An 11,850-nucleotide genomic window follows, 5' to 3' on the forward strand; every position below is an offset into this window, starting at 1 on the left:
TATGAACGTTTATTATGATAAAGATTGTGATCTATCGATTATCCAAGGCAAAAAAGTGGCCATCATTGGCTACGGCTCACAAGGTCACGCCCACGCGCTGAACCTACAAGACTCAGACGTCGATGTCACCGTGGGCCTACGTGCCAACTCGGGCTCATGGAAAAAAGCTGAAAATGCTGGTCTCAAAGTCGCTGAAGTCGAAGAAGCGGTAAAAGCGGCCGACGTTGTCATGATTTTGACGCCTGATGAGTTCCAAAAAGAGCTTTATAATGAAGTAATCGAACCCAACATCAAAGAGGGCGCTACCTTAGCTTTCGCGCACGGTTTTGCCATTCATTACAACCAAGTAGTGCCGCGCGGTGATCTTGATGTCATCATGGTCGCACCAAAAGCGCCAGGTCACACAGTACGTTCTGAGTTCACCAAAGGCGGCGGTATCCCTGATCTTGTCGCAGTTTACCAAGACGCATCTGGTCAAGCCAAGCAGTTGGCGCTATCTTATGCAGCAGGCGTGGGCGGTGGCCGCTCGGGTATCATCGAAACGACGTTTAAAGATGAGACAGAAACCGATCTATTCGGTGAGCAAGCAGTGCTTTGTGGCGGCGCAGTAGAGCTGGTCAAAATGGGCTTTGAGACGCTAACAGAAGCAGGTTACGCGCCAGAAATGGCCTATTTTGAGTGCTTACATGAGCTAAAGCTTATCGTCGACCTCATGTATGAAGGCGGTATCGCTGACATGAACTACTCAATCAGTAACAACGCTGAATACGGCGAATACGTCACTGGTACAGAGGTTATCAACGAGCAATCACGTGAAGCGATGCGCAATGCCCTAAAACGTATCCAGTCTGGTGAGTACGCGAAGATGTTTATCTCGGAAGGCGCGACCAACTACCCATCAATGACTGCCCGTCGTCGTAACAACGCTGAGCATCAGATCGAAATCACTGGTGCCAAATTGCGCGCTATGATGCCATGGATCGGTGGCAACAAGATCATCGATAAAGACAAAAACTAAACCAAAGCACTAAGCCTACGCTTATAAGTAGCCATATGCGCTATCTTTAGACTGGCTGCGTGAGACAAACCCATGTTATCAATAGATAGCGTGGGTTTTTTGTAGGTGGGTATGGGCTAAGAATAAATGATATGGGTTGAAAAACAAAAAACGCTGCCCAATATAGGCAGGCATTACGGTCTTAATTATGGTGGCTAATAGTGATGATAATCGGTGCGTATAGCAGTTAGCTGCCGCGCATTTTTTATTGATGGTTGCCGCCATCAGTATTTTGTTTTTTTATCTTTGTCTTATTGTCGCAAAGTGCTTCTTTTTTCTAGAATACAGGTTGTCTGTTGTGCAAATATCTTATCCTGACTGGCTAACGCCGCAATTCGTTTACATTACTCTGAGCGCTGTGGTAGCAGTCTTGATTTGGATAGAAGGGGAGATGCTCAAAAAAACAGACGGCAAACTGCCTAAATCAAAGTTTTTTCAGATCAGCTCATTATTGGATACATCGTGGTTTTTTGTCTCTGTCGTCATGCTCTATGTCATCGACCTAACGCCACTAGCCATTACCGTCCCAGCGGCCTATGGTATCTATACTATCTTTGGCTGGGTCTATGGCACACGCCTGCTCAAACGTAAGGGCATTCCAGACTCACCGCAGGATCTGGTGGTTCCGGCCAACTACATCGCTTATAGCCAGTCGTTTTCATTGATATTTTTTGCGCTTTGTCTATTGGTACTAAGTGCGCCATGGCTCCCGATATCGCAGGGTTAGGGGGTTATTTAGTTATCTCGTTAGAAAGATGATTAGAAGAATAAAAGGATGGCCAAGTAAAAGTAACGTCAATCGTAACGAAAGTAGTTGATGTTATTATTGATAATTCCTTTGTTATCAAATGATTATGTTGTATCAGTACTGCCAATGATCATTGGTTTTTGTTCCTCATAACTATTTACAAAAATCATCAATTTAAGCTGTTGCCGTTAGGAAAAGCTGTTATAATCGGCTTGTACTCAGAGGATTTAAAGCAATAACTTTGCTTTATTTAACAGGGGCTTGGTGGTTTTTTTCCAGTCCGCTGCAACAAAAGTTATTTGGGTATATATCAATTAATCGGTGACGACACCAGTCTCGCCAACAGTTAAAGAGTTAGGAAAATTTATGTCAGATAAAGTTGAAGGCACTGTAAAGTGGTTTAATGAAGCTAAAGGTTTTGGTTTTATCGCTCAAGACAACGGCGGACAAGACGTATTCGCTCACTACAGCGCTATCCAAGGTAGCGGTTTCAAAACTCTAGCCGAAGGCCAAAAAGTGTCGTTCATCTTAGGTGAGGGCAAAAAAGGTCCACAAGCTGAGCAAATCGAAGCACTATAACCTCTTTGCTGTTTGGGCACACTGATGTTCAGTACGCTCGATGACAGTGAGAGTGACGATATGCATAAACTTTTTGTTTATAAAAACAATAAAAATACTGTTTAGACTTTAAAAAAAAGCAACCTCTTATCAGGTTGCTTTTTTTGTGGGGTTTGTTTTTCGGTTATTTGCGATATAGGATTGATTGAGAATAGCGATATAAGGTTGATTTATGAAGTGGCAGACATGGTTTTCGATCGATTGGCAGCAGCTGGTGGGCATATCTTTATCTGCTGCGGGGTTTTATGTGGGCTTGATGCTCTTTACTCGCTTGATGGGGCTGCGCAGTTTTTCAAAACTATCTAGCCACGACTTTGCCATGACGGTTGCTATCGGTAGTGTTTTAGCCTCTACGGTGTTGTCTGATTCGCCATCACTGATGCAGGGTCTATTTGCTGTGGCGGTGTTATTTGTCATGCAAGGGCTGATTTCTATGATCAGGCGCAAGGTCAAACCACTCAAATCGTTGATTGACAATAAAGCCATTATACTGATGGCTCACGGCGAGTATTTTGCAGACAATTTGGCCGAGGCAAATTTAAGCACCAGTGATGTACAAGAAGTGCTGCGCAAAAATGGCCTAAAGTCCAAGACAGAAGTGTTTGCGGTGATTATGGAGACGACAGGAGACATGAGCGTCATCAAAAACAATGATGTCCCGCCTGACTGGGCGTTGTTTGATGACATACGTGACAGCGAGCTGTTGATGAGACCGAGCCACCATGAGTCAAGCTAAGCTCAGGCTGCTTTGATGAGCAATGGCGCGCCAAACACTGGTAGGGTAAGAAGTCATAACAAAGCCTTAAGCAAGCTGTATGCTAGCAATGCTATAACAGAGTGAAGAATAAAGCTTGAGGTCAAAAGAAGGAAGAGGACATCAGGGGGAAATTGTGCGTTTATAAACTATTTATTATAGAATGGTGACAAATTTATGACGCATTATTCACGGCGTTGTCTTGACCTTAGGCCTGTGCTCACGCAAGATACGTAGGTCTGATAATAGCGGCGGGCTTAGCCTTAGTGGATTTTATTAATAAGAAATATGCGACAAATATGCGTTTTGGTATTGTTTCATCTCTCTTAATTAACTACTATCTATTGACGCAGTATAAACCTTGAGTAGTATTTTGAACGACAGTTTGAATAACCATGAACCTTTGGTTCTTAACTGGCAATTTTTTAATTCATAACATTAATAAACGAGGAACGTATGAAAGCATTAGTAGCGGTCAAGCGTGTCATTGATTACAACGTAAAAGTTCGTGTAAAAGCTGATAACTCTGGCGTTGATTTGTCAAACACTAAGATGTCAATCAACCCTTTTGACGAGATTGCAGTAGAAGAAGCAGTTCGTCTAAAAGAAGCTGGCGTCATTGACGAGATTATTGTTGCCTCTATTGGTCCTAAAGAGTCACAAGAGCAGATTCGTGCGGCCTTGGCACTGGGTGCAGATCGTGGTGTTTTAGTATTGACTGACGACAAGCCATACCCTCTACAAGTCGCTAAAATCCTAAAAAATATCGCCGAAAGCGAAAGCACCGATATCATTCTTTTGGGTAAACAAGCGATCGATGATGACAACAACCAAACAGGTCAGATGCTCGCGGCATTGATGGGTATCGGTCAGGGCACCTTTGCATCAGAAGTAAAAGTCGAAGGCGATAAAGTAAACGTCACTCGCGAAATCGATGGCGGCTTGCAGACGGTTGCGCTTGATTTGCCAGCAGTCATCACCACTGACTTGCGTTTGAATGAGCCACGTTATGCCAAATTGCCAAACATCATGAAAGCGAAGAAAAAAAAGACGCCAGCTGATTTTGGTGTAGATATGGCATCTAAGCAAGAGATTATCAAAGTCGTACCACCTGCTGAACGCAAAGCTGGTATCACAGTGGGCTCTGTTGATGAGTTGGTCGATAAGCTAAAAAATGAAGCAAAAGTAATCTAATGTCTCAATGATTGGATACTTCGCGGCGGCACATTGTGTACAAGGCTACGTCTATAAAGACAAGTCATAGGGCCATATAGATCACGTTGTACACAAACCCCTTCATGAATCGATGATACGAACAAATAAAGGATTAAAACAATGGCAATTTTGGTATATGCAGAACATGACAATGCCAGTCTAAAAAAGGCAACTTTGAACACCATCGCAGCAGCAAAACAAATGGGCGATGACGTTCATGTATTGGTCACAGGTAGCGGCGCGCAAGCGGTCGCTGATGAAGCAGCAAAAGCTGAAGGCGTGACCAAAGTATTACTGGCAGACAACGCAGCATATGAGCACCAATTAGCGGGTAATGTGGCTCTATTGGTTGCTGATGTGGCCGGCGATTATAGCCATATCGTTGCTGCAGCGACCACCACTGGCAAAAACTTTATGCCACGTGTGGCCGCATTGCTAGATGTGAGCATGATCTCTGAAATCTCAGCAGTCGTAGATGCGCAAACCTTTGAGCGTCCTATCTATGCTGGTAACGCGACCGCTACCGTGAAGACGTCAGAAGATAAAGTGGTCGTTACGGTTCGTACCACAGCGTTCGATCCAGTAGCTGCTGAAGGCGGCTCGGCGACGGTTGAGACTATTGACAGTGTGCAAGAGACGGGCAAAGCAAGCTTTGTCAATGAAGAGATGGCGCAATCTGACCGTCCTGAGCTGACGTCAGCGAGTATCGTTGTCTCTGGTGGCCGTGCATTGGCAAACGGTGAGAACTTCACCAAATACATCGAGCCATTAGCTGACAAGCTAGGCGCTGCGGTTGGCGCATCACGTGCCGCTGTGGATGCAGGCTATGTACCAAACGATATGCAGGTCGGTCAAACCGGTAAGATCGTTGCGCCGCAGCTATATATCGCAGCTGGTATCTCAGGTGCAATTCAGCATTTGGCCGGTATGAAAGACTCTAAAGTCATTGTGGCGATCAACAATGACCCAGAAGCGCCAATCGCTAGCGTTGCCGATTACTTCTTAGAAGCAGATCTATTCGAAGCTTTACCTGAATTGACTAGTAAAGTATAAAGATCAACGCTTTTGACTACTAAGAAACTTAATTTGTATTATATAAGCCCTGCTATCATATAGCGGGGCTTTTTATTGAGCTGACTATTGGAATGATTATTAGACTAAGATTATATATTGAGTCGACCTCAAATTTTATAAAAATCCGCTTTATAGTAGTTTGAAGTAGTGTTAGTTAGGGTGGGGTTATTGGATAGAAGCTATGTTTAGTCTACTATATGACTCTACAATGCTATTGAGATAATTGTCACGGACGAGAAGGTAGAGAATCAGTATGAATGCAATTTTACAGTTAGAACCGACTTGGCAGCAGTGGATCGCAAACAATATAAATCGCGGCGTCGCTTATCATAAAATCATTAATACGCTTTTTGAGAGAGGTTTTTATGGCGCAGCCTATGAGCTAATGTCGCAGTAATCAGGTACGATCAATATTCCTTATATGGATATGAGCCATAACTCGATAGTGCTGCCGGATAAGACGGTGAGACTGGCATCGACTTTTTACCCTCCCTTTGTCGCCGTCATCGAAGGCTTCTTAAGTCATAAAGAGTGTGATCAACTGATAAGCAGTGCTGAAGGGAATATGCGAGACTCTCGAGTTGTGAGCCCTGTCGATGGTACTTTTGCAGAGCACGATGCTAGAACTAGTAAAAGCCACGGCTTCCAGCGCGGTGCTACGCCTTTGATAACGACAATAGAAAATAGGATAGCAGCCCTATTACATTGGCCAGTGGTTCATGGAGAAGGGTTACAGGTTTTAAAATATGGTAAGGGCCAAGAATATCGCCCACATTATGATTTTTTTGATCCTAAAAACGCAAATTATCAAAAAAACATCGGTAAAGGTGGTCAACGCGTCGGTACTTTGCTGATGTATCTATCGGATGTCGAGGCGGGCGGCGGTACTAACTTTCCAAAGATAAATCTAGAAGTCAGACCCAAAAAGGGTATGGCATTATATTTTGCTAACACCAAGTTTGATGGCAGTATCGAACCTTTAAGCTTACACGCAGGCATGCCAGTAAATAAAGGCACGAAGTTTTTAGCCACTAAATGGCTACGAGCAAACCCTTACGTCAGCTAGTGTGAAGTTTCTAGCGTGAAGTTTAAGGAGGTTTAGTTATACTGTCTTTGCCGTAACGTCTCGTATAGACACAGCGACCCTGCGATAGCCACATTTAAGCTCTCTTGACCATTGGGCTGTGGTAGAGCAATGGGCGTGGCGCATTGCATCAGCTCGGCACACACCCCTTGACCCTCATGACCCATAATCCAAGCGATAGGCTGGGTCAAATCGTGCTGATAAATAAGCGTATCAGTGTGGGAGCTGGTGGCAAATAACGGCGCTTGCACATGATCTAAAATGTCTTGAATACTCAAGCCTTCATAGATATGTAGGGCAAACTGTGCGCCCATACCTGCTCGCAAGGTCTTAGGCGACCAAGCCTGCGCCGTCGCGCTGGTACATAAAACATGAGAGATACCAACCGCTGCTGCGGTGCGTAGCAAGGTGCCCACATTGCCACTGTCTTGTACGTCATTGAGGATCAAACAATCCTCTGCAAGCATCGGTAAGCTGGGCGTGGGTATGGTAATCAGCGCCATGATGTCGATACCCGTACCGAGACTACGAATACTCTCGTACAGCGAGTCTGATAGCGTTATGATCGGCGTATGACTTGGTAGGCGCGTCAATAGTTGCCCAACCTCAGGATGCGTATGCGCTGATTCAGCCAGCAGGATTTGGGCAAACGGATAATCACTACGCAATGCAGCATCAATTAGATGTACGCCTTCGAGCACGGTCTGGCTGTGTTTTTTGCGCTGGCGGGCTTGCGTCAACAAGCCTTTGACCAGCTTGACGGTATTATTCTTATCTGAGGTAATCAGCTCGGTGGGGTTTGCTACCATAATAGATCGCTTAGAGAAAAATATAAGTGGAGCAATCAGGATAAGGTGCGATTAAACAAAACAAGCGTTATCCTGATTGTGATAAACCGATGGGTCAAGCTTATGAGTGAGCGTGCTGTACGTGCAAGTCTTTGACATAGTTGACTTCGTTTTTGCTGCCTAATACCACCGGCACACGCTGGTGAATGTCAGTCGGCTCGATATCCAAAATACGGTTGATGGCATCTGTCGCCGCGCCGCCTGCCCGCTCAATCAGCAAACTCATCGGATTGGCTTCATACATCAAACGCAGCTTACCTGCCTTGTTAGGGTATTTGGTGTCGAACGGATAAGTAAAGAGACCACCGCGGCATAAAATGCGATGAACATCGCCGACCATTGCAGCGACCCAGCGCGTATTAAAATCACGGCCGCGAACGCCCGTCTTGCCCGCGATAAGCTCATCGATATATTGCTGCATCGGCGCCAGCCAGTAGCGATAATTGGAAGCATTAATAGCATATTCGCTGGTATCGGCGGCGATTTGCACATGGTCATTGATAAGAATATAGTCGCCACTGTCTGGGTCTAGGCTAAACATAACCACATTATCAGCGATGGTCAGTGCCAGCACCGTAGAGGTGCCATATAGCAAGTAACCGGCTGCCAGCTGCTTATTGCCCGCTTGCAAAAAGTCACTGTTTTCGCTTTTCTGCCCTTGACGCTCATACGGTAAGATAGAAAAAATGGTGCCAACCGCCATGTTGATGTCGATGTTTGATGAGCCGTCGAGCGGGTCAAACAACACCAATAGGCTACCATCTGCATTGGCAGGGGTGGCATCATCTAATTCTTCTGAGGCGACGCCTGCGCAGTGAGTGTTTTTTGCTAAGGCGTCCAGCAGTAAGTCATTGGCCAGCACGTCTAGCTTTTTTTGCTCTTCGCCTTGGACGTTTTGATTGCCCGCTTCGCCCAAGATATCGGCGAGCGCGCCTTTTTTGAGCAGCCCAGAGATGGTCTTGCCCACCTCCGTCACGGTGGTGATTACGTTGCTAAGCGCAGGGTCTTTAGCATGCGCGTCTAGATAATTTGCTAAGGTGCTCATAAGGCTTCCTGATAAGTTATATGAAGAGATAAAAAAAACGGATCATGATAAAAAGATGTCGTGGCCATCGCTCAACGGCTAAGCAAATTTTGAAATAGCTGATAGCGCGTCTTTGTCCTGACCACAAAATCAGCTACACTATGTGCATTGTTAATGATTTATGGTTTGACTCGGCGGCGTCCTGAAGGCGACAAGATATCTCACCGATAAGACGCTTGTGTCATTAAGGTAAATTGTAGCAAATAAGCGCTAAAAAGTCCCCGTGTCTGCCCATGCCAGCACCAAATGATCGAATAAAAGCCAATAAAGACTGACGGGCTGTGTATTATGGTCGTATCTTATACAGTCCCTCATACAGCCTCATATCAACTCACAATAAAGACGTGTCCTTATGCCAAACTCTATCGATAGTCCCTTAACGCAGTCGGTCTCACCCACTGATTATGCCAAGTTTGACCCCAATACCATTCATCAAAGGCTCAATAGCTCATTGAGTCGTCCGCAGCTCAATGCAGACAATCGTATTCGTCACTTTTTGGGCGTAGAGGGACTCAATAAGGCTCAGCTGCAAGCAATCATCGCCAAAGCAGAGACTTTTTTTGATGAAAATGGGCAACTGATTAACCGTCCTGAGCTTGACGGCTATACGGTGATGAACTTATTTTTTGAACCATCGACGCGTACCCGTACGACCTTTGAAGTGGCCGAAAAACGTCTTGGTGCCAATGTGCTCAATATCGATATCGAACGCTCTAGTACCAAAAAAGGCGAGAGCCTACGCGATACCTTGTGGAATCTGCAAGCCATGACGGCAGATATCTTTGTGGTGCGTCATTCGGCCTCGGGTGCAGCGCACTTTATGGCGACAGAGGTGACGCCTGATATTGCTATCATCAATGGTGGGGATGGCTGGCATGCGCATCCGACTCAAGGTATGCTCGATATGCTGACGATTCACCGCGAAGCACCGCGGCCGTTTGAGGCGCTATCAGTAGCCATTATTGGTGATATCAAACACTCTCGGGTAGCTCGCTCGGACATCAGTGCGCTGCAGACCTTAGGCGTAAAAGACATTCGTGTCTGCGCACCGCGTACCTTACTGCCAAAAGGTATTGAACGGTATGGTGTCAAGGTCTATGAAGACATGAATGCGTGCGTCAGCGATTGTGATGTCATCATGGGCTTGAGAATTCAAAATGAGCGTATTGGCTCGCCGCTACTGGCATCATCTAGCGAGTATTACAAACATTATGGCATCACCCCAGAGCGGGTGGCATTGGCCAAGCCTGATGCCCTCGTCATGCACCCAGGGCCGATGAACCGCGGGGTAGAGATTGCCTCAAGCGTGGCTGATGGCGCTCAGTCGGTCATCTTAAAGCAGGTGAATAATGGTATTGCGATTCGTATGGCGGTGTTGGCATTGGCCATGGAAGGTCAGCGCGCCCATCAGGCGTCTCGCCTATAAAGCCCAAACGATTATTTTACTCTTTTTTATTTTCATTTTATCGATACGGTAATAACGCTCATGTCTACTACACTCAATACAGATGCGCCGATATTTGACCACCTGCCGGCCGCCATCAAACAATCATTACCAAGCACTGTCTATGACAAGCTCGCAAGCTTAGAGGCGGAGCGCGAGATGTGGCTGCTCCCACCATTGGTCGATCTGTGCGCGCGTTTGCGCGAGCCAGGTCAGCAGCAGCATGGCACCTTACAGTCAGAAGGGTCGGCGGCGCGTGGCAATGGGTTTTTGCATGTGGTCATTCCGCCTGACACCACCCCCATTTTAGAAAACGGCTCATTATTAAAAGGCCTACGTGAGCGTGCGCTGAGCGATGGTGGCATTCATTTGCATATTTTAGGCGCATTGACAGCAGGTCTAGAAGGTGAGCGCCCCTCTAACATCGCTGGCCTAAAAAAAGGCGGGTGCATCGCGGTTTCTAATGCGCGCAGACCTTTTAGCAATGATCTGGTGCTGCTACGTACGCTTGAGTACGCGGCCACGTTTGGTATGAAGGTATTCTTTTATCCCAATGAGCCAAGTCTGGCGGGAGAAGGGGTGGCGCATGAGGGCTATATTGCATCTTATCATGGCTTACAAGGTATCCCGTGGATCGCTGAGACAGTCGCTTTGTCTACGCAGCTGCTGATGGTGGAAGAAACAGGCATTGCCGCTCACTTTAGTCAGCTGTCTTGCAAGTCTTCGATTGAGCTGATGCGCTGGGCAAAAGATAAGGGCTTGCCTGTCACGTGTGATGTGGCCATGCATCAGCTTTATTTGACCGATGATAATTTGGAAGGTTTTAACGCCCAAGCGTATGTGCTGCCGCCGCTGCGTAGTAATACCGATCAGCAAGCCATCCGCCGTGGCCTAAAAGACGGGACCATCGATGCCATCTGTAGCCACCATGAGCCACTCAATAGCACCGCCAAAAAAGCCCCGTTTGCTGAGAGCACCCCTGGTATCTCAAACTTTGATACCTTTATGGCGCTGGCTTGTCAGCTGGTACACGACGAGGTCTTAACGCTCGAGCAACTGGTAGATAAAATCTGTCTCAATCCTGCTAAAATCGCAGGCATCAGTGAGCAATATGAGCACATCGGTGGCGCGGTATTGGTCGATCCTACACTAAAATGGCAAGTCACCAAAGAGTCTATGCTCTCAAACGGCAAAAACACGCCATTCTTTAACCAGCAGTTGCAAGGCCGCGTCGTGGAGACTTTCTTTGGCTAATCTGCCTCGATCAGATGATCGTTTGCCGCCATCTGGCGAGGATGGCTCTTCTCATGCGCCCCACCGATCACACAAGTCGGCGAGCACCGCCAGTGAATCTATCAAAGCAGTGGCCATCTATGAGGTGGTCAAAGGGACGGGGGCTATTCTTGGCGCTGGGGCGTTATGGTCATGGCATGCAAGCCTTGAGTACTGGCTAAGCCATGCAAATGACGCTTGGCAGCAAAGCTTCGGTCAGCTGCTAGCGCCGCAGATCGAAAGTGCGGTGCGCATTGCCCAGCAGGCCAGTAAAAACTGGCCCATGTTTTTGCTACTGATCGTTGCGTACGCCAGCTTGCGTTTTTTGGAGGCGTATGGCTTGTGGCAAGATAAGACATGGGCGTATTGGTTTGGTGTGCTGGGCTACGGCATATTTATACCTATCGAGATTTACTATTTGCTAGCACGCCCGTTTGATTGGTTTAAGCTTGCGATACTGATCTCAAATATCGTTATCGTGTTTGTGGTTTATCGCAATATGAAACGAAAGGGGTTGATATAACGATTTTATTTAGCCCATCAACTCAGTAGTACCGTCAAACATAGTCGAGTCCAAGTAAAACAGATACATGGCTATCAAGTCGCTCAATGAAACGTTGTTTTTCTTGGGTGCTGTGCCTACGCCGACAGA

The 11,850-nt window shown here is 46.5% G+C and carries 12 protein-coding genes; 10 read left to right on the top strand and 2 right to left on the bottom strand.

The genetic code is table 11. From position 1 onward, the window contains the following. Window position 1 precedes the first annotated feature (1 nt). The 7 genes from ilvC (at window position 2) to NK638_RS06935 (ending at window position 6,532) form a co-directional block, all read left to right on the top strand. Window positions 2–1,018, top strand: coding sequence for a ketol-acid reductoisomerase (gene ilvC, locus NK638_RS06905; protein ID WP_274632426.1), 1,017 nt, complete (start codon window positions 2–4; stop codon window positions 1,016–1,018). A gap of 337 nt (window positions 1,019–1,355) precedes the next feature. Continuing rightward, the gene (locus NK638_RS06910) at window positions 1,356–1,784 is read left to right on the top strand and encodes a hypothetical protein (protein ID WP_274632427.1); all 429 of its coding nucleotides are present in this window, start codon (window positions 1,356–1,358) and stop codon (window positions 1,782–1,784) included. Between the two features lie 387 nt (window positions 1,785–2,171). Next, the gene (locus tag NK638_RS06915; protein ID WP_071003179.1) at window positions 2,172–2,384 is read left to right on the top strand and encodes a cold-shock protein; all 213 of its coding nucleotides are present in this window, start codon (window positions 2,172–2,174) and stop codon (window positions 2,382–2,384) included. A 211-nt stretch (window positions 2,385–2,595) separates the two neighbouring features. Then, complete coding sequence (locus NK638_RS06920; protein ID WP_274632428.1) at window positions 2,596–3,159, top strand: DUF421 domain-containing protein; 564 nt, start codon at window positions 2,596–2,598, stop codon at window positions 3,157–3,159. A 474-nt stretch (window positions 3,160–3,633) separates the two neighbouring features. Next, on the top strand, window positions 3,634–4,371 hold the full coding sequence (locus NK638_RS06925; protein WP_274632429.1) for an electron transfer flavoprotein subunit beta/FixA family protein: 738 nt from the start codon (window positions 3,634–3,636) through the stop codon (window positions 4,369–4,371). Window positions 4,372–4,512: 141 nt separating this feature from the next. Further along, the gene (locus tag NK638_RS06930) at window positions 4,513–5,445 is read left to right on the top strand and encodes an electron transfer flavoprotein subunit alpha/FixB family protein (protein ID WP_274632430.1); all 933 of its coding nucleotides are present in this window, start codon (window positions 4,513–4,515) and stop codon (window positions 5,443–5,445) included. Window positions 5,446–5,887: 442 nt separating this feature from the next. Beyond that, window positions 5,888–6,532, top strand: a complete 645-nt coding sequence (locus NK638_RS06935) for a 2OG-Fe(II) oxygenase (protein ID WP_274632431.1) — start codon at window positions 5,888–5,890, stop codon at window positions 6,530–6,532. A gap of 32 nt (window positions 6,533–6,564) precedes the next feature. Here the strand turns inward: NK638_RS06935 and NK638_RS06940 are convergent, their stop codons facing one another. Then, window positions 6,565–7,359, bottom strand: a complete 795-nt coding sequence (locus NK638_RS06940) for a TrmH family RNA methyltransferase (protein WP_274632432.1) — start codon at window positions 7,357–7,359, stop codon at window positions 6,565–6,567. 100 nt (window positions 7,360–7,459) lie between these two features. Next, a complete protein-coding gene (locus tag NK638_RS06945; protein ID WP_274632433.1) occupies window positions 7,460–8,443 on the bottom strand; it encodes a class 1 fructose-bisphosphatase in 984 nt (327 codons plus the stop codon). A gap of 391 nt (window positions 8,444–8,834) precedes the next feature. On the opposite strand from NK638_RS06945, the gene NK638_RS06950 reads away from it, so the two are divergent. From NK638_RS06950 to NK638_RS06960, 3 genes are read left to right on the top strand one after another with little or no spacing between them, the layout of a single operon-like run. Beyond that, entirely contained in the window at window positions 8,835–9,908 is a 1,074-nt protein-coding gene (locus tag NK638_RS06950) for an aspartate carbamoyltransferase catalytic subunit (RefSeq protein WP_201584887.1), read from the top strand. A 60-nt stretch (window positions 9,909–9,968) separates the two neighbouring features. Next, a complete protein-coding gene (locus NK638_RS06955; RefSeq protein ID WP_416376123.1) occupies window positions 9,969–11,180 on the top strand; it encodes a dihydroorotase in 1,212 nt (403 codons plus the stop codon). Further along, window positions 11,173–11,721: a DUF2127 domain-containing protein gene (locus tag NK638_RS06960; protein ID WP_274632434.1), complete on the top strand. Its 549-nt coding sequence runs from the start codon at window positions 11,173–11,175 to the stop codon at window positions 11,719–11,721. The genes NK638_RS06955 and NK638_RS06960 overlap by 8 nt, the downstream gene beginning before the upstream one ends. The last annotated feature ends 129 nt before the right edge of the window (window positions 11,722–11,850 follow it).

The organism is Psychrobacter sp. A3 (assembly GCF_028823565.1).
Lineage (GTDB): Bacteria > Pseudomonadota > Gammaproteobacteria > Pseudomonadales > Moraxellaceae > Psychrobacter > Psychrobacter celer.

What these genes read in the sequence shown, in the direction of transcription:
- ilvC (WP_274632426.1), top strand. Translation starts at nt 2, where the DNA reads ATGAACGTTTATTATGATAAAGATTGTGATCTATCGATTATCCAAGGC.
- NK638_RS06915 (WP_071003179.1), top strand. Translation starts at nt 2,172, where the DNA reads ATGTCAGATAAAGTTGAAGGCACTGTAAAGTGGTTTAATGAAGCTAAA.
- NK638_RS06920 (WP_274632428.1), top strand. Translation starts at nt 2,596, where the DNA reads ATGAAGTGGCAGACATGGTTTTCGATCGATTGGCAGCAGCTGGTGGGC.
- NK638_RS06925 (WP_274632429.1), top strand. Translation starts at nt 3,634, where the DNA reads ATGAAAGCATTAGTAGCGGTCAAGCGTGTCATTGATTACAACGTAAAA.
- NK638_RS06930 (WP_274632430.1), top strand. Translation starts at nt 4,513, where the DNA reads ATGGCAATTTTGGTATATGCAGAACATGACAATGCCAGTCTAAAAAAG.
- NK638_RS06935 (WP_274632431.1), top strand. Translation starts at nt 5,888, where the DNA reads ATGGATATGAGCCATAACTCGATAGTGCTGCCGGATAAGACGGTGAGA.
- NK638_RS06940 (WP_274632432.1), bottom strand. Translation starts at nt 7,359, where the DNA reads ATGGTAGCAAACCCCACCGAGCTGATTACCTCAGATAAGAATAATACC.
- NK638_RS06945 (WP_274632433.1), bottom strand. Translation starts at nt 8,443, where the DNA reads ATGAGCACCTTAGCAAATTATCTAGACGCGCATGCTAAAGACCCTGCG.
- NK638_RS06950 (WP_201584887.1), top strand. Translation starts at nt 8,835, where the DNA reads ATGCCAAACTCTATCGATAGTCCCTTAACGCAGTCGGTCTCACCCACT.
- NK638_RS06955 (WP_416376123.1), top strand. Translation starts at nt 9,969, where the DNA reads ATGTCTACTACACTCAATACAGATGCGCCGATATTTGACCACCTGCCG.